Annotated in this window: 23 protein-coding genes; 3 read left to right on the plus strand and 20 right to left on the minus strand. The window is 42.3% G+C overall.

Features of this window, described 5'->3' with window-relative positions; all coding sequences use genetic code 11:
• Positions 1-33: 33 nt before the first annotated feature.
• The 3 genes from ACYUJT_RS21520 to ACYUJT_RS21530 form a co-directional block, all read right to left on the minus strand.
• Positions 34-2,250 (minus strand): helix-turn-helix domain-containing protein, encoded by a 2,217-nt coding sequence (locus ACYUJT_RS21520; protein ID WP_460326135.1) that lies wholly within the window; start codon positions 2,248-2,250, stop codon positions 34-36.
• 209 nt (positions 2,251-2,459) lie between these two features.
• The gene (locus tag ACYUJT_RS21525) at positions 2,460-2,945 is read right to left on the minus strand and encodes a DinB family protein (RefSeq protein WP_460326220.1); all 486 of its coding nucleotides are present in this window, start codon (positions 2,943-2,945) and stop codon (positions 2,460-2,462) included.
• 103 nt (positions 2,946-3,048) lie between these two features.
• Complete coding sequence (locus ACYUJT_RS21530) at positions 3,049-3,945, minus strand: AraC family transcriptional regulator (protein ID WP_460326137.1); 897 nt, start codon at positions 3,943-3,945, stop codon at positions 3,049-3,051.
• A 208-nt stretch (positions 3,946-4,153) separates the two neighbouring features.
• Here ACYUJT_RS21530 and ACYUJT_RS21535 point away from each other — a divergent pair, with 208 nt between their 5' ends.
• A complete protein-coding gene (locus ACYUJT_RS21535) occupies positions 4,154-5,005 on the plus strand; it encodes an aldo/keto reductase (RefSeq protein WP_460326139.1) in 852 nt (283 codons plus the stop codon).
• 186 nt (positions 5,006-5,191) lie between these two features.
• On the opposite strand, the gene ACYUJT_RS21540 is transcribed toward ACYUJT_RS21535, so the two are convergent.
• The 5 genes from ACYUJT_RS21540 to ACYUJT_RS21560 all read right to left on the minus strand — a co-directional run bounded on the left by ACYUJT_RS21540 (position 5,192) and on the right by ACYUJT_RS21560 (position 9,053).
• A complete protein-coding gene (locus ACYUJT_RS21540) occupies positions 5,192-6,193 on the minus strand; it encodes a zinc-binding dehydrogenase (RefSeq protein ID WP_460326141.1) in 1,002 nt (333 codons plus the stop codon).
• Between the two features lie 108 nt (positions 6,194-6,301).
• Positions 6,302-7,051 (minus strand): SDR family NAD(P)-dependent oxidoreductase, encoded by a 750-nt coding sequence (locus ACYUJT_RS21545; RefSeq protein ID WP_460326144.1) that lies wholly within the window; start codon positions 7,049-7,051, stop codon positions 6,302-6,304.
• Positions 7,052-7,081: 30 nt separating this feature from the next.
• Entirely contained in the window at positions 7,082-7,411 is a 330-nt protein-coding gene (locus tag ACYUJT_RS21550) for a carboxymuconolactone decarboxylase family protein (RefSeq protein ID WP_460326146.1), read from the minus strand.
• A 90-nt stretch (positions 7,412-7,501) separates the two neighbouring features.
• Positions 7,502-8,047 carry an NAD(P)H-dependent oxidoreductase gene (locus ACYUJT_RS21555; RefSeq protein WP_460326148.1) on the minus strand — a complete coding sequence of 182 codons (546 nt, stop codon included), beginning with the start codon at positions 8,045-8,047 and terminating at the stop codon, positions 7,502-7,504.
• A gap of 109 nt (positions 8,048-8,156) precedes the next feature.
• Positions 8,157-9,053 carry a helix-turn-helix domain-containing protein gene (locus ACYUJT_RS21560; RefSeq protein ID WP_460326150.1) on the minus strand — a complete coding sequence of 299 codons (897 nt, stop codon included), beginning with the start codon at positions 9,051-9,053 and terminating at the stop codon, positions 8,157-8,159.
• A 170-nt stretch (positions 9,054-9,223) separates the two neighbouring features.
• Here ACYUJT_RS21560 and ACYUJT_RS21565 point away from each other — a divergent pair, with 170 nt between their 5' ends.
• Positions 9,224-9,670, plus strand: a complete 447-nt coding sequence (locus tag ACYUJT_RS21565) for a MerR family transcriptional regulator (RefSeq protein ID WP_460326153.1) — start codon at positions 9,224-9,226, stop codon at positions 9,668-9,670.
• A 183-nt stretch (positions 9,671-9,853) separates the two neighbouring features.
• Here ACYUJT_RS21565 and ACYUJT_RS21570 read toward each other — a convergent pair whose 3' ends face one another.
• Entirely contained in the window at positions 9,854-10,222 is a 369-nt protein-coding gene (locus ACYUJT_RS21570) for a DoxX family protein (protein WP_460326155.1), read from the minus strand.
• A 231-nt stretch (positions 10,223-10,453) separates the two neighbouring features.
• On the opposite strand from ACYUJT_RS21570, the gene ACYUJT_RS21575 reads away from it, so the two are divergent.
• Positions 10,454-11,335: a sigma-70 family RNA polymerase sigma factor gene (locus ACYUJT_RS21575; RefSeq protein ID WP_460326157.1), complete on the plus strand. Its 882-nt coding sequence runs from the start codon at positions 10,454-10,456 to the stop codon at positions 11,333-11,335.
• Between the two features lie 247 nt (positions 11,336-11,582).
• Here ACYUJT_RS21575 and ACYUJT_RS21580 read toward each other — a convergent pair whose 3' ends face one another.
• From ACYUJT_RS21580 to glmS, 11 genes are all read right to left on the minus strand, one after another.
• Entirely contained in the window at positions 11,583-14,117 is a 2,535-nt protein-coding gene (locus tag ACYUJT_RS21580) for an FtsX-like permease family protein (RefSeq protein WP_460326159.1), read from the minus strand.
• A 50-nt stretch (positions 14,118-14,167) separates the two neighbouring features.
• Entirely contained in the window at positions 14,168-14,929 is a 762-nt protein-coding gene (locus ACYUJT_RS21585) for an ABC transporter ATP-binding protein (protein ID WP_460326223.1), read from the minus strand.
• Between the two features lie 2 nt (positions 14,930-14,931).
• Complete coding sequence (locus ACYUJT_RS21590; RefSeq protein WP_460326162.1) at positions 14,932-16,761, minus strand: ABC transporter ATP-binding protein; 1,830 nt, start codon at positions 16,759-16,761, stop codon at positions 14,932-14,934.
• A 2-nt stretch (positions 16,762-16,763) separates the two neighbouring features.
• Positions 16,764-17,276 (minus strand): hypothetical protein, encoded by a 513-nt coding sequence (locus ACYUJT_RS21595; protein WP_460326164.1) that lies wholly within the window; start codon positions 17,274-17,276, stop codon positions 16,764-16,766.
• Positions 17,277-17,297: 21 nt separating this feature from the next.
• On the minus strand, positions 17,298-17,807 hold the full coding sequence (locus tag ACYUJT_RS21600; protein ID WP_460326166.1) for a MauE/DoxX family redox-associated membrane protein: 510 nt from the start codon (positions 17,805-17,807) through the stop codon (positions 17,298-17,300).
• A gap of 20 nt (positions 17,808-17,827) precedes the next feature.
• Positions 17,828-18,253: a MauE/DoxX family redox-associated membrane protein gene (locus tag ACYUJT_RS21605; protein ID WP_460326168.1), complete on the minus strand. Its 426-nt coding sequence runs from the start codon at positions 18,251-18,253 to the stop codon at positions 17,828-17,830.
• The gene (locus ACYUJT_RS21610) at positions 18,246-18,587 is read right to left on the minus strand and encodes a hypothetical protein (RefSeq protein ID WP_460326170.1); all 342 of its coding nucleotides are present in this window, start codon (positions 18,585-18,587) and stop codon (positions 18,246-18,248) included. Before ACYUJT_RS21610 ends, ACYUJT_RS21605 begins: the two co-directional genes overlap by 8 nt.
• A gap of 471 nt (positions 18,588-19,058) precedes the next feature.
• The gene (locus ACYUJT_RS21615; RefSeq protein ID WP_460326172.1) at positions 19,059-20,855 is read right to left on the minus strand and encodes an asparagine synthetase B family protein; all 1,797 of its coding nucleotides are present in this window, start codon (positions 20,853-20,855) and stop codon (positions 19,059-19,061) included.
• 6 nt (positions 20,856-20,861) lie between these two features.
• The gene (locus tag ACYUJT_RS21620) at positions 20,862-21,272 is read right to left on the minus strand and encodes a lasso peptide biosynthesis B2 protein (protein ID WP_460326174.1); all 411 of its coding nucleotides are present in this window, start codon (positions 21,270-21,272) and stop codon (positions 20,862-20,864) included.
• The gene (locus ACYUJT_RS21625; RefSeq protein WP_460326176.1) at positions 21,269-21,523 is read right to left on the minus strand and encodes a PqqD family protein; all 255 of its coding nucleotides are present in this window, start codon (positions 21,521-21,523) and stop codon (positions 21,269-21,271) included. Before ACYUJT_RS21625 ends, ACYUJT_RS21620 begins: the two co-directional genes overlap by 4 nt.
• Positions 21,524-22,038: 515 nt before the next feature.
• The gene (gene glmS, locus ACYUJT_RS21630) at positions 22,039-23,871 is read right to left on the minus strand and encodes a glutamine--fructose-6-phosphate transaminase (isomerizing) (protein WP_460326178.1); all 1,833 of its coding nucleotides are present in this window, start codon (positions 23,869-23,871) and stop codon (positions 22,039-22,041) included.
• Positions 23,872-24,503: the final 632 nt, after the last annotated feature.

The following is a 24,503-nucleotide window of genomic DNA, read 5'->3' on the forward strand; positions in this document are numbered from 1 at the left end:
AGATCCCTCCTCCTCAATTGTTAGGACTGTATTCTATATCGTGCGGTACATATTGCGAAACTCCCCTGGCGGAACGTCTTGAAGCTTCTTGAAAGCCCGATAAAATGAATTCACATTCTGGTAACCGATTTGCTCAGCGATGGATTGGATCGAATCCTCTGTCTCTATTAATAGCTGCTTGGCCTGCTGCATTCTGATCTTCAACACATAATCAACGAATTTCTCGCCCAATTCCTCTTTAAATAACAGGCTAAGAGCGCTTGGCTGGAGTTTGAAAATATCGCTTACCCGGGCCAGGGACAGATCCGGATCGGCAAAATGCGCGTCAATATAACCTTTGGCTTGCATCGCAATGCTGTGATGTCTTCTAGCCTGCCGGTCCTCATCCACACAAGCCTCGAACATCGCCATAATGCCCATGAACTGATATTCGAACTCGTCCAGCGTTTCCGCCGTTTCGTCCAGGTGGGCGAACCGATGCTGAAAATCCTGCTTCCAAATATCTTGAATGTTCGAAGATAGCGCGTTAACCGCCTTATCCATCCGCTTGGCAAAAATATTTACAAGCCCAGTCATGTCTTGCTTCATAAACCGCATCTTCCTTAATTCCATGAAAATCTGAGTCAATTTCTCCCGCCAATCGCTCTCGTTCATTCTGAAGGACTGAACCGCCTGATCCAGAGCTTGCAGGTAAACATAATTGTCCAGGCTTAATTTACCGGCGCTCCTACGATTATCAATGATCGTATTCGTTCCAAAAATCGTTTTCAGTTCAATGTTGTCGTGCGCATTACGGTAAGAATCCGCGATGGTTTCGATGGAATCCGAATCCGCTCCGACCCCAATCGTTATCGTAAGCTCCAGATGCTGATTAATCCATTTTTGGAATTCCTCCGCGTAAGCGGCCGCCGCTTTGCCGCTGCGTGGATCGGCTGCAATATGCTGGATGACAAAAGCGATTCGATGGGGTTCCATCCAGACATGCCAAACAAATGAATGATGGTTCTGCCCGAGATCACGAAAGGCGCTCTCGATAATAAACTTGAGCAAATGCTGATCCTTGACCTTGTATTTGTCCGTAAAGCTAGAATAGTGGTCAATTTCCACAATGATAACCCCTAGCCGGTCATACGCATCAGGCAGTTTCAAATCAGCAAGCTGCTGCTTGAATTCCTCGTCCGTTAAATAGAGATGGCCCGCCAACAAATCGCGAAAAAGACGCTGCTGCCGCAGTAAACAATCTTCTTTATGCAGATTTTCATAATCCAGAGACCTCTTAAGCAGATGATCCAATGCCATTTCTATAAAAGTGAACTCATTATTCGCCCCCTTAATGCCAAGCTCCTCACTCTTTCGGTTCGAAAACTGGCCTACCTTTTCCATAATGGAATGAATCGGCTTGTAGTGCATATGCGTTACAATTGTAAAACCGATCAATGCCAGTAAAATAATAAAGATCAAAATAAACATCCATACACTAGAGAAGAGAGATAAAATATTGTAACTGCTATTATATGCGCCCTGAGAAATAAACCTCCAGCCTGTATAATCAGACTGAACCATAATCTTGTCGGAACCGTTGTCCGAAGCCGATGAGGCGTTATCGTCGCCTTCTAATAACAGCAAAGAATTGGAACCGCTTTCATTTAGCGAATTAAGATAGTCCATAAAAGACCGCTGGTACACATTTACGACAAAGGCACCACGTACTTCATCCCCCGTATAGGCGTATTTCACAAGCGAGACGACCTTCTGCTTGTCTTCGTCAAACGCCGAATAGGCGAATAAGCGCGGGTCATGCCAGTCCGTCGACTCTTTCTTGTCATAGTTGAACATTAAAAATTCACGATCGCCAAAAGAGTTCAGCGCATACGAGCCCAGATCCGAAATAACCCGCTGCTCGTCCTCATTGTACATATAGATCGTATTGGAAAAAGGCAGGGCTAGACTTAATTCGATAATTTTCTTCTGCAGCATGAAATCGTCAACGGCATGCTTGGGCCGATCAGAAAAGTACTCTTGGATATCGTTATCCATTAACAATTTGCTGACTACATTGCGTTCAATTAACATCAAATTGGCATCCAGATTGAAGACCATACGTTCCAATATCGCGTTGTTGGTCTCCTTGTACTTCTTCTCGGAGGCATTATTCAATACAAGGAAAATAATGAAGATCATCGAGGAAATGATGACGAAGAGAATCGGAGCATATGAAAGAATCGTTCGATAATACCAGTTCATTTTCATAGAGCCAATCTCCCAAAGGCAGTTTCATAGATTATAAGAGAAAACCATCTATGTTGTTAATTCACATTTTATTCGGAGTTATCTTTTTTTATTCCTGGGCCATATATTCGCTATGAAGGCCTGTATACCCTGCAAAATTTAAAATTTAAAGTATTTTATATAAAAGTGAGGCACCCGAAGGTAGCCTCATATGATACATCCTATTGTTCTCATTTACTATTAGTTGTCCAGCCTTTTTGCAGCTTTCGGATGTAAACAATTTGTCCAATATGGTAAGCGTTGTGCGTGGATATATTCCCCAGTATCCCCCACCACTTTGCAATCACTGGGAAACCATTCACTTCACTTTCTACCTTCTCTTCAGTTAGTAAACCCTGCCACTGAAGCAGAACCTCTAGAAGGCTCTCTTTTAAGTCAGCGAATCTTTTATTTTCTGGAACAATAAAGCTTTCATTATTATCACCTATTGGCGCAACAGCATTTACATGTGATTTTTCGCACCTCTTTTGCCATGTTTCATTCCAGTAAAGCAGATGCTGCACAATTTCAGCGATACTGTTACTTTCATCGTTGGGTCTCCAAAACGCTTCTTCCTCTGACAAGTTTGCTACTGCTTCCGAAAACGGAACGTAAAAACTAGGGTCGTTCGCATTTGCTAACAATTGATCGGCCAAAACATCTTTAGCATGGGGTATATCAGTCACGCTCCCTTTTAATTATATCTTTTCTATTTCGGTGATTTTTTGAGTTCTCCTCCCCGCAATTGGATATGGTGAGAAGCCACCGTGGTTCGTATTCTCATTCTGCTTTCAGGCGATTTATATCCTGCTTAGGTGGGAAGCCAAACATTCGGGAATACTCACGGCTGAATTGTGAGGGACTTTCATAGCCTACTCGAAATGCCACATCAGTGGCATCCACAGATTTAGTTAATAATAGGCGCCGAGCTTCCTGAAGCCTCAATTCTTTTTGAAACTGAATAGGACTCATAGCGGTTACCTCTTTGAAGTGTCTATGTAGTGATGAGACACTCATATTCACTTTTTCCGCAAGCTCCTCAACTCGAAATGACTTATTATAGTTATTCGTGATATGTTCAATAACTTCTCTTATTTGATGGGCAGAACTACCCTCTAATGCAATTTGCTGAAGCCTAGCCCCATGCTGATCTTGCAGAACCCTATACAGAATTTCTTTCGTAAACAGCGGCGCAAGAATGGGAATATCCTTCGGGTTGTCCAGCAAACGAGCTAACCTGATGACGGCATCCATTAAAGGTAGCTCCATCTGGTTAACAAACATACCTCGCTTTGCACTCTCTTTCGATCCTGCTGGGATTCCAGATTGACGTAGAACCTCTAGAATTTGACTCGCAGAAAATTCAAGTATGAAACCCAAATACGGAACGTCTGAAGTAGCTTCGGTGACTTGAGCGGTAACAGGCAAGTTTACGGATGCAATAAGGTAATCTGCAGGATTGTACTTGAAGCGTTCCTGCCCCAGCAAAACCTCCTTCGCCCCTTGAACCACAATACAAAAGGAAGGCTTGTAAACCCCATGTCGAGGTACGGACATATTCGAATCACGTATGAATACTAATGACGGAATGTCTGTAGCGTAAACACCATCGTTTTGTGCATAGCGTTCAATAATTTTGGCAAGTTCTTTTTGCTGCATAGTGATTATTTCAGACATTTGCTTCTCCTCGTTCCGTCACTCTTTGTAGTTCAATTATAGTCGATTTTCACTTCAAAATAAGTGGTAGTGAGAGAATTAGGCAAACATTTGACAGGATTGGGATAACGATTACTTTGTCGTATGATGCATAATAAGGATGTCATAAGGGTACTGTCGATAGGATTGAGTCGATTTCACATAATAATAAAGAACTGGAGGATTCTTCATGAAAAAAGTGACTCTGAATAATGGTATTGAGATGCCTATACTTGGTTTTGGTGTTTTTCAGATTGCCGACCCAAATGAATGCGAACAAAGCGTGTATGACGCTATTATCGCAGGCTATCGGCTGATTGATACCGCTGCCTCTTATCTAAATGAAGAAGCGGTTGGCAGAGCGATCAAGCGCAGTGGTGTGCCAAGAGAAGAGTTATTTATTACTACGAAACTTTGGGTTCAGGATACTGGCTATGAGCGCACAAAAAAGGCATTTGAAAGATCAATGGAAAAATTGCAATTAGATTATTTGGATTTGTATTTGATTCACCAACCGTATGGCGATGTGTTTGGTTCCTGGCGTGCTATGGAGGAGTTGTATCGTGAAGGAAAGGTGCGTGCAATCGGCGTCAGCAACTTCCATGAAGACCGCCTGATCGACTTGATTATTCATAATGAAGTTGTTCCTGCCGTAAATCAGGTAGAAACGCACCCATTCAATCAGCAAATTGAAAATGCAAAATTCATGAAAGAAAATAATGTTCAAATCGAATCCTGGGCGCCTTTCGCTGAAGGGAGAAACAACTTGTTCCAAAATGAGATATTGGTATCCGTAGCTGAAAAGTATAATAAATCCGTCGCTCAAGTGGTTTTACGTTGGTTGACGCAAAGAGAAGTTATTGTAATACCAAAGTCTGTTCGTAAAGAAAGAATTGTCGAAAACTTCAACATCTTTGATTTTGAATTAAACCAGCAGGATATGGAGTCGATTGCTACGTTAGATACGAAAGAGAGCCTGTTCTTTTCACATCGTGACCCTGCGATGGTGAAATGGATTGGTGAACGTAAACTTGATATCTAATTTCAATCCTTCCCCCTTAAATAAGGAGCAGGTGGCACACAGGCCATCTGCTCCAATTTCCACATTATCACGACTTTTATTAAGCAAATCTGCCCGTTAGCAAAAGACCCTTATTTAAGGGCAGATTTTTTTTCATGACATTGTCTTACAACAAAATAATTGTCTTGCCATTAACAGAAAATTCCATTAATTTTGTGGAATGGTCAAAGCGATTTTCCCGAAGTTTTCTCCCTTTTCCATTCTAGACAACGCCTCGGTTACCTCCTCCAGCGAATAAGTTTTGTCCAAAATAGGGTGAATCTCGTGCTCCTCTACCAGATTGACCATATCGGCAAAATCTTGCGGACTTCCCATAGTTGAGCCCAACACTGAGATTTCTTTTACAGTCATATTTGGCAGGACGAAATTCGGAATCGGGCCTCTCGTTGCCCCAAAGCTGACGATCCGGCTTCCGATCTTGCCAAGTAACGGCAGTGTGTTAAACACTTCGCCGCCTATACTGTCGACGGATAGATCAATACCACCAGTTAATTTCTCCAATTCCTTCGGCCAATCATCTGATGTGTAGTTGACACCTTCGGTTGCACCGAATTTTTTTGCCTTTTGGATTTTTTCTTCTTTGCTGGATGTCACGTAAACTTTAGCACCGAGTGCGGCTGCAAACTGTACGAGATAGGTGGCTACGCCTCCACCAACGCCAGGGACAAGAACGGTTTCCCCTTTCTTCACTTTGCCTTTCGTTACAAGAGCACGGTAGGCGGTCAAACCGGCGAGCGGGAGCGCTGCTGCCTCTTCCCAAGATAAATGGGACGGTTTTAAATAGACATTTTCCGCTGGCACCTTTACAAATTGGGCATAAGTTCCGTTAGTAGGAACGCCGAGAACGGTGAAGTCCGCCCTTTTTTTGTTCATATCGTTGCCCCAGTTCAGCCCGGGATTGATAATCACTTCGTCACCGGTTAAGACATTACTGACTTCACCTCCAACTGCAACAACTACCCCTGCGCCGTCGGAGCCGGGAATAGCAGGCAGCTTGATCCCTGGATATCGGCCATATATGACTAACAAATCCCGGCGGTTAAGAGCTGCCGCTTGTAATCGCACGATGACCTCTTTCGAACCTGGTTTGGGCATTTCTACCTCTTCCAGCTTCAGTTGGTTTGGTCCACCTGTTTCTCTTAACATCATTGCCTTCATATGATTAACCCCTTTCTTTTCGCCTTCGGCTCAAAGCCAACTTTATTACATTTATCCTTTAATTTTTTGAACGTGCAACTTGAACTAGGGCAAGCCTGCTTAAGCCCCAAACCCACCATCAACTGCATAATCGGAACCAGTTACGTAGCTTGCTTCATCAGACGCGAGAAACGCTACGACAGACGCCACTTCTTCCGATGTACCAAAACGTCCTAGTGGTACGATTCGCTGAACGGATGCGACATGTTCTTGCGATGCTTCTTCCGATAAGCCTGCCTTATCGTAAATCGGTGTTTTAATCGGGCCAACGGCAACGGAATTCACTCGAATGCCGTCTATAGCTAACTCTTTTGCCCAAACTTTAGTTAAGGTTGTTACTGCAGCTTTACTCGATGAGTAAATCGACATGTTCGGCATAGGGTTATTGGCTATCGCAGAAGATATATTGATTACATTACCTTTGCTTTCTTTTAACAGCGGTAACGCTTGTTTGGTCAGATCAACCACACCACGAACATTGACCCGGAACACATTGTCAAATTCACTCATATCCACTTCGGCAAGAGGGGTTACTGGGGCAACACCAGCATTGTTTATTAAAATATCCAATTTGCCTAAGCGGTTTTGAATTTCGCTCAGGATGTGGGATAGGTTGTCTGAGTTTCCGACATCCGCTACCATATAAGAAATATTACTATGCTGGTTTGCAGATTCTTGCAATGTGTCTTCGCTGCGACCAATAATCACTACAGTCGCCCCTTCATTCGCCAAGTGTAGTGCAATTACACGACCAATACCCGAGCCGCCACCTGTTAACAACGCCACTTTATTTGCTAATCTTGTACTCATTTTTTCTCCTTTACTCTTCGAAATTACTTGTTATATTGATTTCGAAAACACTTCTTTGGCAACCCTAATAGCACTCATCGCATTCGGCCAACCAGCATAAAAAGCAAGATGGGTTATGACTTCAATGAGCTCTTCTTCCGAAAGGCCATTTTGTTTGGCACTATTTAAATAGGTCTTCAAAGCTTCTGAATGCCCGCCAGTTATTAAAGAGGCAACAGAAATTAAGCTGCGGTCACGCGGAGAAAGTCCTTTACGCTGCCAGACATCTCCTAATAAAACATCATCGGTTAATTCGGCAAATTTCGGTGCAAAATCACCAAACAATTTCCGTGCAATAGAAAGCTCATTTGAACTTGACATTATTATCCACTCCTTAATTTCGCAAGAACATTAGTATGCGATTTGTATTATTTAAACAATTAGCCCTCTCGATGAGGGCTAAGACAACAATTAGCGGTCGGCAAGCGGCGCAATTCCAGGCTTCAGTGCATAAGCTACATATTCTTTTACACTCAGTTCAATTTGATCATCGGGCATCCGCGCCGCTCCATGCACTATAAAAGGGGTCAAATAGCGAGTGCCGATCAGGTTGCTTGTTGCCTGAAGAGGGCGCAGCAACTCCTGAACGGTGTATTTAAAGGCACCGTTTGACGAATAATTTTCTTCAGGGGCACCTACTGAAACGGCAATCAGCAACTCTTTTCCGTGCAGCTTGTCCCCCTCGCTTCCAAAAGCCCACCCGTAAGTAAGAACGGCATCCTCCCATTTCTTCAGCAATGACGGCGTACTGTACCAATAGAAAGGAAATTGCAAAACGATGCGGTCATGCTGCTCCAATAGCCTCTGCTCGGCTGCGACATCGATCTGCTCATCAGGATAAACTTCATAGACGCGTTGAACGGTAACATTATCTTGCTTCTCCATTTCTTCCGCCCAGCGGCGATTGACGCGGGAAGCAGATACATCTGGGTGAAATACGAGAACTAGTGTTTTCATTAGAAATTTTCTCTCCTTAATTTTGTTTAGTTATATGAGAAAAGATTATCATTAAGACGAATGAGTTGCTTTGCCGAGAAGCTCATTTAGTATTGTTCATTTAGCTCATTTACGACCCTTCTCTCAATTTCAGCTGCTTTTTAAACTCCGATGGCGGGAGCCCGAACTTTTCTTTGAACACTTTAGAAAAGTGGGCGTTATTTTCGAATCCGATCGAAAAACAGATATCAGTGATAGATAACTCTGTTTCCGCTAGCATCTCCTTGGCTTTATCAAGCCTCCGATTGCGAATCCACTTGAGCGGGGACGTGTTGTAAATCGCCTGAAAATCCCTTTTGAACGTCGCCAGGCTTCTGCCGGACAAATAGGCTAGGTCGTCAAGAGAAACTGGATTCATGAAATTCTCCTCCATGACCTTCGCAATGCTGCTCCTGTCCTTGCTAATGGGTTGCATCAATTGATATAAAAACCGTTCATTCGAATCCGCCATATGAAAAAGCAGTTCCATTAGCTTCACCCGAACCAATCCTTCTTTGACTTCATCGTCGAAATAGGGTTTTAACGATTCAATATAACTTTCAATACGATTGTTGATAGGATAGACCATTACCGGAACAATCTCATTCACCGGATAAATCGCTTTTATACCAGCAAAGTTGAGGAATTCGTTCACTGTCTTCTCGTTAAGGAAAAACATCGTATAGTCGAGGATATAACCGGAATCAGGCTCACCCAGCTTTTCATACTCGATACCGATCGATTTATGGAGGAACAGCATCTCATTGCTCCGCACCGTATACTTTCGCTCCCCGAACCGAACGGTATAGATACCTGATTTAACGAACAGCAGTAGATGATCCTTCAAAAAATAGGTTCCCTTTCTGCCTTGCGTGTAATAGCAGAATTCGATAACGGACATCCCATCCATCTTCAGGCTTCCTTTTTGGTTCGGAAAATTCTCCACATCTTGAGGAGCCTTGATCATTTTTCCAGATCTTATGGACATGCGTGATCCTGATCTTTCCTTACATCTATTACTTTTTGCATAAAAATACCTCCTAAATGATTGGGATTTACAATTCCGACTTAACCAAGCTAGAATAAACCTATCACCTTCGTGTAACTCGAAGTCAACACTTTGAATAATTTTGAACAAATGTTTTAAAGGAGGCCTTTATGCATTCAGTGAAAGAAGTAGCTAAACTACTTAACTTGACAGAACATACCATTCGCTTTTATACAGATAAGGGCTTAGTCCCCAGTTTACAGCGTGATAAAAATAATAATCGTATATTCAATGATGACTCTATAAAATGGCTTGTCGGTGCGAAAAATTTAAAAAAGTGCGGCATGTCAGTAGAAGATATCAAGAAATATGTAGATTTATGTTTGGATGGAGACTCTTCTATACGGGAGCGCTATGAGATTATACTGAGGCAAAAAGAAGCGGTACTAGCTCAATTGGAAGAAGTTAAATTAATGGCGGAGTTTATAACCAATAAAGAAAATCACTACCGTGACATTATTAATAATCTAACCCCGGATAATACAAATCCTGCAAAATGGGATAAAGACAATATCAATTGCCCACTAAAACAAACTAACTTCAATCCAACAGGCTGACGGTCCCCTGCCCCTAGTTAAGGTAATATAACAGGCTTCTAGGCTTCAGGTAGTTCGTAGCTCGCCCACACTTTCCTTCAAATTGCAAAAAAGTCCCGATGTAAATTTTTCATCGGGACTTTTTGAGAGGATATAAAGCTCTTCCTTCAATTTTAAAAGCTTATCGTTTGTTTAGTCATAGTTTTAAAATAAAGGAAGTGTCAGACCATCTGCATTAATGATGGTTAGAATGATGATTAATATAGTAAAAACGATGGCTGGAGCCGTTTTGCTGATTGAGTCTTTAACCCTGAAATGCGCGAGGCACGCCAATAACATAGTGATTCCAAGCCAAACGCCAGCCCATGCGACCGCCCCTGCATACCAGTAGCCAATGATGAGTAATGCTGATCCGACTAACTGGACGATACCTGTGACTACACGAAACCACTGCGGTAGTCCAAGATTCTTGAATATATCGGCCCAGTATTTGGCCCCTACGATCTTGGCTCCTCCTGAAAAGGCATAGTATAAGACCAACAAACTTTGAAGAACGATGGAAAATACAGTCATAAGTATTTCCTCCTTAGTTTACATGTTCTTTTCGGGACACCTTCGATATTCTTCATATGATCGGTTTCCCTTGTCACTAACTATGTCGTAAGTCAGCGGGGAAACGTGACGGATACGGCGAAAAGTTTTTTAGGATGAGTAAAATGCAGATCTGGCACATTTCCATTGTCACGTTTGTTGAGTTTTGTACGACATATAAATAAACAGGAAGCAAAGGAAGGATTGTGATGTATGAACGATCATGATTGGCTTGTGGAACAATTCGAGGCGCATCGAAATCACCTACAAACGGTAGCTTACCGGATGCTCGGATCTTTAAGCGAAGCGGATGATGCTGTACAGGAGTCATGGATACGTCTTAGCCGCACTGAGACTAGCAAAGTTGAGAACATGGGGGGATGGCTAACAACGATCGTCTCGAGGGTTTGTCTGGATATGCTGCGAACTCGCAAATCGCGTCGTGAGGAGCTTACGCTGGGAGGAATACCTGAACCAGTTAATAGCCGTCAGAACGAAAACGACCCCGAGCACGAAGCTTTGTTGGCCGACTCTGTTGGTTTTGCCATGTTGATGGTCCTTGGAAATTTGAACCCTGCCGAACGTATCGCGTTCGTATTGCACGACATTTTCGCCTTGTCTTTCTCGGAGATCGCCCCGATTATTGGGCGTAACGAAGTTGCAGCCAGACAGCTTGCGAGCCGTGCACGCCGTCGGGTTCAGGGAGCGAAAGCGACTGCGGATTCGGAGGAGTTCAAGCGAAAAAGAGAGCTTGTAGATGCTTTCTTAGCTGCGTCGCGTTCTGGAGATTTTGAGAAACTTCTTACGGTATTAGACCCCGATGTTGTACTCCGACAAGACCCTGCATTTCCACCGGTCGCGGCATGGCCCGTTGTTCACGGTGCGGAAGCTGTGGCCAAGGGCTTCGCTGGTCGTGCCCAGGGCGCAAGGCCAGTGCTCGTGAACGGATCTGTGGGCGTAATCGTTGCTCCTCGCGGTCAAATGCTTTTCGTACTCGAACTTAAGATTATAGATGGCAGAATTACCGAGATCGAAATGATCGCCGATCAAGCGCGGGTTCGCCAGCTTGACTTAGCTGAAATGAAGGATTTATAACGCAGCCGCCGTAATGTTACTCGTTGCTGCGAGCGGGGCACCTCTAGGTTACTGTACTGGATGCACGGTCGTCTTTTTTTCATTACAAGCAATTCAATGCTAAGTTTCGATAACGATCTAGAGTAAATTTACTTCTTAACAGGAACTGCTCCAACGGTAACGCTGACGTTTTTTTGCGTACCACTTCGTCAGCACGTCCATAAAAAAACGGCTCTCCCGAGGGAGAGTCGATCGTTGAAGCTGTATACTAATCCATTTGAATGTTGGACTTCTTAGACTCGGAAACCATTCTGGCTTCTTTGCTTCCTAATAGCAGCGATAAGATAATAGTAAAAACCACAACACATACTACAATATATACTTGTTCTCTTATAGCATTATAAATGTAACCATTATCTATTTGTGAAAAGTAGAAAGTGATGAGCCACCCTGTGATAACTCCGATAACGATTCCTATCATGCCAAATAATCCACATTGAACGAAAACAATTTTCCGAATTTGACCGTGGGTCGCGCTAATCATACGAAGTATAGACATTTCACGACGTTTAGTCAGGAGGATGGCCGACAGATGATTTGCCATCCCGCTCAGTCCCATCATGAGCAACAACACAAAAGTCGCTCCCAATATCAAAATGCGCTCGGACATTTGCTTTGACAGCTCCTGCAACTGAGTAGATCTGTCGCTCCAATTGATTTCGTCATATTTATTCATTTGAAGCATCTTTATATGCTGATCTACAAACGTTTTCTGGGTCGGATCGACGTATAGCATGACACTATGCACATTGGGTTGATCCAGTCCTGTGAGCGCAGAGTTGTTCCAATCCAAAAGCAGCAGCGAGTCTTCGTTTGCATACAACTGATCTAGTACTGCTGCAATCGTAACTTTCACCTGGCGGTAAGGGTCTTTATAGTCTAAAGGAACGATAAAAAATTCCAAAGTATCCCCCTTCCTAACACCCAACATTTCGGCGTAACGCGCTGTTATCATTACCGCATTTTTTGGTTCGATTTCTTGTGGCAATTGCAGATTAAGTTCCTTAACGAGAGATTGGACATGAACCAATTTATAGTTCGCCACTTCTCGTTTCAAAACAGGTTTATTGTGTTCATCTTGTAAAAGTGGAGAAGGGGATGACTTTAAATTTAACCATCTCTGATTGCTCTTTGAGAAATCATAATTATCCAGAATTAATGTCCGATTGACGCTAACTGCAATAGCCGTTTTCACACCTGGTATTCGTTGCAAATCTTCTTGTATTTCCAACGGAACAGTGGAACGCATGCTTTTATTGCTCGATACTAAAATATCAGAGATGTAATTTGACTCTATTTGCTTCAACATGTTATCTCCAATCCATGTATAAATAGTGACAATCGGAATAGTCAATGTCATGGATAAACCAATGATAATAACAGCCAATGTACTTTGGGCTCGTTGGAAAATCAGATTTTGAACAGCAATTTTGGATTCTATGCCTGCTATTCGTTCAAGGAGCGGGGACAATATGCGCAAAACAGGTGATATCCAAAAGGGAGTTAACATATAAAGAGAGCTGGAGATCATTAATCCTCCTACAACATAGAACAGAACATGCAAGGAACTTTCCTGATCCCCCCATCTGCCTATGCCTGCGCAAAGAAGACTAATTATCACTAACCCAACCGCTATCCATTTCTGAGTTTTCCGAGGCTGCAAATTTGCATCAAGTATCTCATTGAGGAATTCCATTGGCAAAACTTTTGAGGCTTTATGGGCAGGAATCAAGGATGTTAAAAAAACAAATAAGGCGATGCTTATTGCAGTGACCGCAACGTACTCATATGAAATTGACACTGAAAATAAAGGGATGGAAAGATACCGAGCCATCCAATCTATGGTTATTTTCGTTAATAATACAGCTATAAGCGAGCCGAGACATGACCCGATAATGGCAATCGTCAACCCCTCTACACAGACCATCAACTTCAATTGACTCGGACTTCCACCGATCATACGTAGAAGAGCTAGCTCTTTTTTTCTCTGTTGTACAGTAATGTAGAAACTACTCAGAATCATAAAACCACTAGCAAATACAACCATAATCCCTAATGCATATCCGATGACTAAAAAACTATTTAGTTTATCTCCCTCTTCAGGGTCACCTACGATATCTACATCCGGTATGGGATCAAAGTTATCCTTCACAAACCGCGAAAACCTTTGCTTATCATGATCTTTGACTAAATCTATTAAAAGAAGATTAACTTTTACGTCGCTTCCTACAATCTCTTGCAGGGATTGCAAATGAAAAATGGCATAGTCCGGCAACGGGCCGTCTGGTCCGTAACGATCAGGGATAATTTCCTTTACGACCCAGGGCTGTGAAGATGGAAGAGACGGTATGGATGTTTTACCGTGTAATTCGACACCCCAACGTTCGGCAAGCCTCTCGGTCAACACAATTTCAAAGGGCTGCAGAGCTTGCGTGAATTTATAGGTCGATTTCGCAATTTCGGAATTATCAACCCCAACAACATAAAAATCAGGAGAGAGCCCGGGAATTTTAGGCGCCGCCAATATTTGCGCAAAGCCTTGAACCATCGTACTGCTCGTAATTTGATCTGTTTGTTCTGGGGTAAGTCCTTGTTCAGCCGTCCTATATCCCACCATAATATCTGTATATCCAAATTGATCAAACTGTTGTTTTTTTATTGAAGCATGAAGCATCTGACTGAGCAGCACTACACTAGTTAAAAGAACCGTACCTAACATTACCCCGATGAGCATATAGATCATCCTACTCTTTTTCGCAAAAAGCATCTTCCAGGCTAGCATCAGAATAACCATCAGATATCAACCTTTCCTTGCGATGCAAGTTGAAGATCGACGATAACCGAAACCCGTTTATTGTGGTCACATTCTTTATCATTAGCATGATCAAGAACCAGTTTGCCATCGTGTAAAAAAATGACCCGATCCGCATGAGCGGCCACTTGAGGATCGTGAGTAACTAACAGAATGGTTTGATTACGATGTTTCTGAAGTTGAACCAGCAAAGACAAAATATGAGAGGTCGTTACTGAATCCAAATTTCCTGTTGGTTCGTCAGCTAGCAATAGGCAAGGATTTTGCACGAGAGCTCTCGCGATCGCGACACGCTGCTGCTCCCCCCCCGATAAAGTGTGAGGATATTGTTTTCTTTTGTTGAACAAACCTACTTTCTCAAGCAGATCTCTCGCTTTATCGTAAGCCTCTTTCTTCTTCACGCCTGCCAGCAACAAGGGCATGGCAACATTGTCTTCGGCATTAATCGAAGCAATGAGATTAAAAAATTGGAATATGAATCCAACTTTTTCTCTTCGGTATTGTGTAGCATGTGGTTCAACGGAAATCTCTTGCAAAGATTGACCATCAACTCGTATATTACCTTCCGACGGTTCAATCAATGCTCCGATAAGTTGTAGTAAAGTTGTTTTACCAGAGCCGCTTTTCCCCATGACGACAATGAATTCTGCTCGCGATATAGTTAGGTTAATATCCTTAATGACATACGTCATTTCTGAATGCGTTGTATAGAATTTGCTGAGATTTTTTATTTCCAGAATCACAGTCAAAGTGCTCGCCTCGATTCGTTTTCTGTGTCTAGATACCATTGTGATTGAGTACGGTACATTTTAGCATACTCCCCGTTTAACGAAAGCAATTCTTTATGGTTGCCAATTTCAATAATTTCCCCTTGCTTCATAACTAAGATACGATCGCATAATCGAGCTGGACCAAGTCGATGAGAAATGATAATACTTGTTTTCTGATTCGATAGTTGATGCATTTGTTGTATGATGTCTACTTCAGTACGCGGGTCTAGTGCAGCTGTCGGTTCATCTAGTATAACGATCTCTGCATTTTTCATTAAAGCTCTAGCTATCGCTACTCGCTGCCATTGTCCCCCTGAAAGTTCTTGTCCTGAAATGAACTGACTGCTTAATTTCGTTTCCAGACCCTGCGGTAATTGTTTTACTAATGAATTTAAGCCTGTATTTTCAAGGACACCTCTAATTTTTTCATCATTTTCGATGTCTGCAAGATGACCGAAACCGACATTGTCGCGTAACGACAGACGGTAGCGTACAAAATCCTGAAATACGCAAGTGACTTTTGCTAGGAAAGAAGTTTGATCGATTTCACGGATATCTACCCCGCCAATTAATATCCGCCCCTGTGTTGGAGAATAGAGGCCTAGCATCAGTTGGACTAATGTTGTTTTACCCGCACCATTCTCCCCTACGATAGCAATTTTTTCACCTTGCCTAATTTGGAGTGAAACATTTCGAATACTCTCTTTATGCTTCCCATATCGGAAACTAACTTCTTGGAATTCTATTGCGTGAAAATGAGGCTTTGGAAAGGGAAGAGTTCCTTGCTCCGTTTCGATATTCTTATTCAGAAATAAATAATAATGATTCAGATTAAATAGGCTCTCCCACAGTTGCATTATCACTGCACCCAAACTGCCCACCAGACCCTGAATCATTAATACTGACGCTATTAATGCTACAAAACTACCAATACTAATTGCCCCATCTTTTACTTGCCAAAGTAATAGTAAACCCACAACAATCGCGGAAGATGTCATGAACATGGAACCAAAAGTACCACCGAGAGCTTCTTGTTTTTTATTCTTTAGTTGGAACCCTCGAAAGGTTAACTGGATTTGTTTCCACCTCGATATCAGGTGTTCTGCAAGTTGAAAGATTCTTATTTCACGCGCCGATTCTTTAAGTTGCAATAATCGGTACAAATAATCCATCTCACGTCCTTCTTCCGTACTGTGGAGCGTAAAACTGAAACGTTTCTTTTTCGCAATAAATAGTAATAGAATACCGGGAATCGTAGACACAATTAATCCCAAGGGAAGAGCCCAACTAACGTATGCTAATAGTCCGAATACACTAATAATGGTTAGTATAGTTTTCAACCCTTGAAACAAGTACTGTATGAAATCAAAACATCCCATGTTTAATGCCGTTTGGGCCATCGTCATTTGATTGAAAAATGCATGATCTTCGAAGTGTTGAAGAGGGACGGCGTTAATCTTCTTCAACAAGTCATGTTTCATCTTCATGTTGGCATCTTGCTGAACGATTGTGTAAATGTATTTTTGGATTTCTGTTATGGTAACCAACACGAATCCTGAGCCGTAGTAGATAAATAAAGAAAACATAACGATGTAAATAGACCCTTGTCCTGTTGATAAAGTCGAAACTTGATCAATCAGAATTTTATGAAGCCAGATTTGAACAGTAGGTATAAAGGCCAAAATAAACATGATGAAGATCCATGCAGACATCAATATAGGATGCGCTTTCCATCCAATCAAAAATATTAATTTAATATGCCGTAATGAATCCAAAGATAAGCGGCGTATCCCCCCCTGGTCCATCCCTATTCACCCGTAAATTCAAGGAAGTTTTCTCGCTGTGCTTTTAGCCAAGACTCTAATTGTTGAACAGATACAATATCTCGGCGCAAAATAACTGATTTCTGATCTAATATTAAACCGAATGGAAATTTATTAACTTTTATAAGACTAGTCATCTCTTTTCTGATCTGGTATACAGGAATTTCTGAAGGAATATCTATCGTTTCATCTTTTTTCCCATAATAAAGAATTCGAATTGGAATCATTTGATCGTTATACTGTTTTGAAAGTTCTTTAAGTACGGCCACACAAAATTTACACCCGCCCGAGACGAGCAAAATAAAAGTAATATTATTTTCCTTAGCAATACTTCGTAAGTATTGTGTGTCGTTTGCCGTTTCAACTGGAATATTCGGAATGCGCATGCCGGGGGGCAATCCACCCCCGTTTTTTTGTTTTCGAAATTGTAAAGCCAGAGTACATAGGAGCACTGTTTGAATACTCAATAACATCCAAAGAGCGAGTTGACTTTGCACAAGGATTCCTAACCTCCTCATTTAATCGATGAGACGAGAGATCATTCCGGTTCCAACCAAACAAAGAATCCCCATAGAAATGATAGCTATTGAACTAGGATCATGAATGGTGTGAAGCAATTTAGTATAATTTGTAGGCTGTATGAAAACAGGAATCCAATAGATGATTAGGATTAGCGAATGCATCAAAGTTCCTAATCCCATTTCCCCTGTTATTAATCTTCCAAAACAATGACAGGCGAGGTCTTTTTTCTCAAGCATCACTTTTGCATTCGCAATCGCAAACGAGACAAACACAAGAAGCAAGGCAGCGAGCAACAGATACGATTCTGAAGAAATAAATAAGATTACCGCTAGTATGACTTCCGCAAACGGCAGCAAAAAGCCAAAACTACGAGCAAGAGTAGTCGGTAAAATCCCAACGGCAGTTGCACTTCTTATCGTACCTTGAATATCGTACATCTTACTAATACCAGACAACAGGAGTGTAATCGCAATTGCATAAGCCATCAAAAGCGAAGTAATTTCCAACATTCGGCCCTCCTACAACTTCATACTCCCAACAAATTAATACCGATAAATATAAAAGCAACAAACAATATCGCACTGTTTTGAACAAGATCACGACTTGTAATCTCTTTAGGAGTGTTTAAGCCAAAACATCCACATCCATTCTTGAGTACAAGCCCTTTCCTTGGTATCAACACAAATAGAAATAGGATTTGTAAACACGCAACCATCATGAAGCCAAACACCTGCATCCAAGGTACAACCAGCCAAATGGCAGTGATGAGTTCAAATGCAGCAAGAAAAGGAGAAAGTACGGTTGCTTTTTGCTTAGTTGTTAATTTATAGTCCCCTGTAACGATACGGTAAAAGCCATACGCATTTCGTAATTTTTGTGTGCTGCTTTTATAGTAGATAACTGCCATTCCGATCGCAGTCATCCATTGGAGGACACCCAGCCAGTTATTCATGCTCATTTTCCTTTTCAAACTGTTTAATAAACTCTACGATTTGATCTTTATATTCAGAGTCAAATCTGTTTAGGACAATCATATCTTGATCCAAGACCCCTTCCTTAACGCATCCAAGTGACGGATAAAAATAATCAGTTATCCCTTGAAACATAGACATATCGCTAGAACTAAACATAGAAATGTCATAAATAAGAATCTTTTCTCTCTCAATATGTTGGCAAATGAAGTCGCTCATCCTCCGAGTATTCGGATAACGCGTAAAATCAAGACATAAAACAAATCCAGTAAACCCACCATACAATTTATTCCTAACTTCTGTAACAGGCATCATGTTCGCTAAAGCACTTTCTTGCTGAAAGATCTGTCTCCTAGCGGTTATCACGAGGATCAATATGAGTGCTAAGCTAATGGATAAAGAAAGTATTATCATCTAACCACTCACTTCCGATAACAGTGAAAAAAGAATGTGCGTACCTACAATTAGATTACTTAATGATATAGATTAGCAATCGCTATCAGAACTACATTGATCTCTTGGTTGAGACGTTGTACACATAGAAGCTGACCCACAATGGCAATCACCAAAGGTGGCGCAAGTTACCGTCATAACACAGTCGGAGTAAGTATACTTATAATATCCCGTCTTGTCTGCCCACCAATTTTCAGTGCCCCAGTCGCAATCACCTTTGATCAAATTGCTTGAATCTCCGTAAACAGTAAGCATTGGAGTTGAATAATTCATTAGAATTCCTCCTTAAATGATTTGTATTTTAATTCCCTTTGCGGGTACGCACACCGATATTTAACCTTCACATGAAACTATGGCTTTTTGTTCAAGCCTATACAGCCAAATCTCGATCGCCAATAAAACCCATATGTCATCCCTTGTCAAATGGCCTTGTCTCCATAGCTCTAATGCTGCTCGCCATTCTTTCAAGTCGATAAACCCAAATCGACATATTCTTCCTTTTTCAATAGCGGGATACAAAACCGGCCAACTCTGCCGCAAACCTTGAAAAGTTAGCGAGAGATGATCGGTTTTGTTTTCCCTCCAAATCACTTCATTAGGCAATTTGTTCTGCATCGTACGCCTAAGTAACCACTTCGTCGTTCCGGCATTCCAGCACAACTCTCCCGGAATCGAATATAGGAATTCAATTAATCGCCGATCAAGAAATGGATGGCTAATATCAACGCCAAATTCCGCTGCGATAACTCGATCAGAAAAAATGCGTGCTTTTGTTCCAGAAATTTGACGGAAAAAATTTTGTTTATTAAACGTATTTATTTGTTTTAGCTCATCGATATATTCTGCTTTTCGATCGGTCGTCCACTCTTTTATTAATCCGAGATTAAGATGAGGGGCAATCGCACTATGCCAGAGCACTTTGGGGACAGACAGCCGTCTATGAAGTGCAAACGGATATAAATGACTGAACAAGGCTTTTATTTTAAATTGTCCAGCTAGATCTGCGAGAACAGCTTCTGATCCTCCCAAAACATGGTCACCACCATAACCAGTCAGGATTGTCTTTGCTCCTTCCTTAACGCTCCGCTCAATTGTTGCTCTAGTCAAGGCATATGTCGCGGCGTTGACAGCAGGTTCGAATGAAAACGTTGTGTCTTGAGGAAAATTGTAAAATACTCCATAGTCGTCGCAAACTTCGAAGCGCGGTTCGACCTCGTATTGTTGAAGAACAGGATGAATATATTCCCTTTCATCGCTTGACTTATGATGATTAAAGATTCCGCTTACCGCAAAAGTCTTATAACCGGAATTGAACTGGGATAGATGTTGTGCAATCGCAAAAACAGATGTTGAATCCAACCCCCCACTCATCATGACAGCATTGGGATGTGTAGAATTGAGCCGATATTGAACGCTCTCCGCTAATAGATGGAATAAGTGCTCGGTATATTCACTCAAATCTCGATAATTAAACGATTGATTGACATTCGATATACTCCAATAGCGTTGAGTACTTGCTCCTCTAGAATCAATCGATACCCTCGTTCCGCTCCGAACCCGAAATAAATCTTTAAATGGTGTGATTTCATTGTCAGCACTTGCATTGGACTTATAGAAATCGAAAAAGTATTCGTCGTTAAGGTGCTGTAACCGTATACAAGATTCCATTAAAAAAATATCACTAGCAAAGTAAAGTGTCGTTTCTTGAAGAGACCAAAATAATGTCTTTATTCCAAGTTGATCGCGAACGAATAATGCTTGATGACGAGATGTATCCCAGATCAAAAATGAAAATTCTCCGAGCAATGAGGCGAATACATCCAGCCCCTTTTCTTGAAACAGGTGTAAAATAAGTTGTTCATCGGATATGTCTGCTCTTAATAGGGGCAACAGAGTTAAAAGCTCTTTTCGATTGTCAAGCCGTACTTCGCCAAGAAAATAACAATTGTCATTGTGTGTAATGGGATTATAATCATAAGAAGAATCGATGCTGAAAAAGGCAAACGATTCTTGAATGATTTGATGTTTGTAGACGTTGTAATTAAAGGGTGTGTTACGATTTATCCTTTCAATCTCTTCAAGTGAAAGCTCAGAATGATCAAGTTTTATGACTCCTGAGAACCATCGCATCGTATATTATTTCAATCCTTTCGAACTTAGGATGATAATAAATTGTTTTGTATAATCCTCTTGTTCATTAATGTTTTTATCGTTAAGAACAAGCCATGCGTGTGAGGAGAATGGAAATTTTTTTACTCCGATCACTAAATCTACAGGTATAGAGCATTTTGTCCTAACAAATCGAAAACCGAGAAATGATCGATGTAAACATTCTGCTTTAAATGGAACCAGTGCGCATGCCATATCGATTGTACGTAGTAAATGATTCATTCGATCGATATGATTTCGTTCATTTTCTGAATGCTTGGATATCGGATATCGTTCAACATATTTAGGGAAAATCTTTTGAAAACCGTATATTCGAAGTTCGATTTGAAAGCGAATAAGAGCAAATACGACTTGTACAAATTGGAAAGAGTTTCTCATGATCTATGTACCAACCCGTTCCGGATGAGATCACTTAATAGGGCTTCGAGGTCGCGACGGACAATGACTGGATCAGCTTTATATGTCTTTTCAATATATTGATAAATATCATTCATTTCCGTAGTAAATAAGAGCTTCCAAAATTCGCTCCCAATATGATTTAATCCATAAAATTGCCCTGTTCGGAGATTGAGCAGAACAAACTCTCCATTTTCTTGAGCTTCATAAATCTGATCGTCTTTTCTAAACATCTTAACCCTCTCCAAACTTCAGCTTTGTCACCTTTACACAAATTCAAGCCTCAATCTCATTCCTATCCCATACGAAATTTGGCAGAAATCCTCAAAGCAAATATGACATAAAGAGCCTTTAAAAAAGGTAGCATGTACATATATTAACAAATGATTACATTTTTGTATACCTATTTTTGGGATATATGTATTTTATTAATTTTCTTCCTTTTCTTCTTGACTAGTTAGCATCTTTTTGACAGCTTAAGCATTTGACATATTCTAATTTGAATTGTTGTTTCCGTATCCTTGATTCTATTTTCAATTTTTCTATACTTTCTTTCTTATCATAATCTTTAAAGTTACTAAACCTCTCTTAATCCATTTCGCACATTAGTTTACTACCGCTAATCTGGTTAATAAAAAGAGGGAAGCTTGGAATCATACCTCCAAGCTTCCCTCTAAATGCATCATCATCTTACATGTTAGTCCACATTTTTTAACACTGGAACAAATTCTACTGTCCCTAACTCCCCCTACTCCACCGTCACGCTCTTCGCCAGATTGCGCGGCTTATCAACGTCGTTGCCGCGGGCCAGGGCCGCATAGTATGCAAGCAACTGCAGAGGGACAACCGACAGCGCCGGTGTAAGCATCGGCAGCGTCTTCGGAATGGAGAGCGCTTGATCGACGGACTTCAGCAAGTCCGCAACATGCTCCTCATGCGTGATAGCCATGACATCCGCACCGCGCGCTTTAACTTCCTTAATGTTGCTGACGGTCTTTTCAAGCACATTGTCTTGCGTGACCAAGGCAATGACCGGAATGCCATCCTCAATCAAAGCAAGCGTGCCGTGCTTCAGCTCGCCGGCTGCATAAGCTTCGGAATGGATATAGGAAATCTCCTTCAGCTTCAGCGACCCTTCCTGTACGACGGAGTAATCCAGACCGCGTCCGATAAAGAACAGATGCTCATGATCAGCAATTTGCTCGGCATAAGCTTTCACTGCATCTGCCTCATCCAGCATGCTCTCTACCTGTTCAGGCAAGGACTGCATTGCCGCGATAATATGAGCGACTTCTTCCTCGCTCTGCGTGCCGCGTACCTGGGCCATATACAAGCCAAGCAAGTAGAACGCGATCAACTGCGAGGTATAAGCTTTTGTCGAAGCGACAGCAATCTCCGGTCCAGCCAGCGTAGCAATCACGTCGTCCGCATCACGAGCGATCGAGCTGCCGACTACGTTCGTAACTGCTAGCACATGTGCACCGTTCGCATGGGCTTCGCGCAGGGCAGCCAGCGTATCCGCCGTTTCGCCGGATTGGCTGACGACGATCACAAGCGTGTCGGGCGTAATCAGTGGTGAGCGATAGCGGTATTCCGATGCCACGTCGTTCATCACCGGAATGCGAACGAGCTGCTCAATTGCCGCACCGCCAACAAGTCCGGCATTGTATGCCGTACCGCAAGCTACGATGTGAATGCTGTTCAGGCTGCGTATCTTCTCTTCTGTCAACTTCAAATCAGGAAAGACGACCTTACGCCCGTTTTCGCTAATCCGGCCTCTCATCGTGTCACGATAGGCCTTAGGCTGCTCGTGGATTTCCTTCAGCATGAAATGATCGAAGCCGCCTTTTTCTGCGGTCACCGCATCCCAATCGACAGAAATCATTTCCCGAGAAATAAAGTTCCCCTCGATGGTCATCAATTCGACAGCATCCTCTGTCAGAACCGCCATCTCACCGTCATTCAAAATATATATTTTGCGCGTGTAATTCAAAATGGCAGGAATGTCTGAGCCGATGAAGTTCTCACCTTCACCCAGCCCGATAATCAGCGGGCTCGCTTGACGTACAGCGACAAGCTTGTTCGGTTCATATTCCGTCAGCACACCGAGCGCAAAAGCACCGCGCATATACGTAATGGCCTTCTGAACCGCCTTAACGATGTCTCCTTCGTACTCACGAGCAACCAAGTGGGAGATGACCTCCGTATCTGTCTCGGAAACAAACACGTACCCTTGGCTGATCAGCTCTTCCTTCAGCTCCAAATAGTTCTCCACGATCCCGTTATGCACAACGGAGAACTTCTGGCTGTGATCGGTATGCGGATGCGAATTCACATCCGACGGCTTGCCATGGGTAGCCCAGCGGGTATGTCCGATGCCGGCCGTACCTACGAGCGGCGTATCCTCCAACTTCGACTCCAGGTTAGCCAAACGGCCGATCGACTTGGCGATTTGCAGACCCTCCGGCGTAAATACGGCGATGCCTGCAGAATCGTACCCACGGTACTCCAGCTTCTTCAGTCCCTCGATCAATACGGTTTGCGTGTCTCTCTTCCCAATATATCCAACAATCCCACACATATTTATATATCCTCCGTTTCATCATCTCAAAATTAATGTGCTCGAAATGAAAGGAAACAGAAGAATTGCACCGCAGTATACAGAGACAGCATATTCAATTGTCAAAAATTAAATATATGAAAACAATTAGAAAAGTCTGAAATTATCCAGGCATTTTCATGAATGTCCACTTCTCTCCGCACACTGCGGTTCTCCCGCATCTTTCTCTCGCACATTCATGAACTTGTATTATTACTCTCCAGCATCCTTCCGAGAAGTTTGTCAGAACAGTCGCCCATTCCTTTTGACTTCCTCGGTCACGGTATGGATGAATTACCGGAAGGTCCCCGCCGAATATTTCGAACACCTCCACCTCGTCAGCTTCGATTGCCGAGCAAGTCTCGTAAGGAGCTACCCATGCCTTCTATCCACGGGTGCATTCCACTAGCTGCTGGTGGACTTGCTAACCCTTTGGCTTAGATAACCCTATATTACGAGATCATAGCTTCGCGCGAATGAAGCTCTGGCGCTTAAACTGCTAGGTAACCTCACGACCCTCGCTTTCTTTTTTTGAATATGCTTAATTATATGCAACTCAAAACCATTTGGCAATAATCATCTCGTCCTGGGCTTCCTGCACCCTTTCCGTATGT

Source organism: Paenibacillus sp. YSY-4.3 (genome assembly GCF_054767475.1).

Bases quoted from the DNA above. Each gene is read 5' to 3' on its own strand.
- ACYUJT_RS21570 (WP_460326155.1), bottom strand. From the start codon at position 10,222: ATGACTGTATTTTCCATCGTTCTTCAAAGTTTGTTGGTCTTATACTAT.
- ACYUJT_RS21550 (WP_460326146.1), bottom strand. From the start codon at position 7,411: ATGTCAAGTTCAAATGAGCTTTCTATTGCACGGAAATTGTTTGGTGAT.
- ACYUJT_RS21520 (WP_460326135.1), bottom strand. From the start codon at position 2,250: ATGAAAATGAACTGGTATTATCGAACGATTCTTTCATATGCTCCGATT.
- ACYUJT_RS21610 (WP_460326170.1), bottom strand. From the start codon at position 18,587: ATGATGCCTGTTACAGAAGTTAGGAATAAATTGTATGGTGGGTTTACT.
- ACYUJT_RS21590 (WP_460326162.1), bottom strand. From the start codon at position 16,761: ATGGACCAGGGGGGGATACGCCGCTTATCTTTGGATTCATTACGGCAT.
- ACYUJT_RS21540 (WP_460326141.1), bottom strand. From the start codon at position 6,193: ATGATGTTAAGAGAAACAGGTGGACCAAACCAACTGAAGCTGGAAGAG.
- glmS (WP_460326178.1), bottom strand. From the start codon at position 23,871: ATGTGTGGGATTGTTGGATATATTGGGAAGAGAGACACGCAAACCGTA.
- ACYUJT_RS21535 (WP_460326139.1), top strand. From the start codon at position 4,154: ATGAAAAAAGTGACTCTGAATAATGGTATTGAGATGCCTATACTTGGT.
- ACYUJT_RS21615 (WP_460326172.1), bottom strand. From the start codon at position 20,855: ATGCGATGGTTCTCAGGAGTCATAAAACTTGATCATTCTGAGCTTTCA.
- ACYUJT_RS21620 (WP_460326174.1), bottom strand. From the start codon at position 21,272: ATGAGAAACTCTTTCCAATTTGTACAAGTCGTATTTGCTCTTATTCGC.
- ACYUJT_RS21545 (WP_460326144.1), bottom strand. From the start codon at position 7,051: ATGAGTACAAGATTAGCAAATAAAGTGGCGTTGTTAACAGGTGGCGGC.
- ACYUJT_RS21530 (WP_460326137.1), bottom strand. From the start codon at position 3,945: ATGTCTGAAATAATCACTATGCAGCAAAAAGAACTTGCCAAAATTATT.
- ACYUJT_RS21555 (WP_460326148.1), bottom strand. From the start codon at position 8,047: ATGAAAACACTAGTTCTCGTATTTCACCCAGATGTATCTGCTTCCCGC.
- ACYUJT_RS21580 (WP_460326159.1), bottom strand. From the start codon at position 14,117: ATGATCTATATGCTCATCGGGGTAATGTTAGGTACGGTTCTTTTAACT.
- ACYUJT_RS21575 (WP_460326157.1), top strand. From the start codon at position 10,454: ATGAACGATCATGATTGGCTTGTGGAACAATTCGAGGCGCATCGAAAT.
- ACYUJT_RS21565 (WP_460326153.1), top strand. From the start codon at position 9,224: ATGCATTCAGTGAAAGAAGTAGCTAAACTACTTAACTTGACAGAACAT.
- ACYUJT_RS21605 (WP_460326168.1), bottom strand. From the start codon at position 18,253: ATGAATAACTGGCTGGGTGTCCTCCAATGGATGACTGCGATCGGAATG.
- ACYUJT_RS21560 (WP_460326150.1), bottom strand. From the start codon at position 9,053: ATGTCCATAAGATCTGGAAAAATGATCAAGGCTCCTCAAGATGTGGAG.
- ACYUJT_RS21625 (WP_460326176.1), bottom strand. From the start codon at position 21,523: ATGTTTAGAAAAGACGATCAGATTTATGAAGCTCAAGAAAATGGAGAG.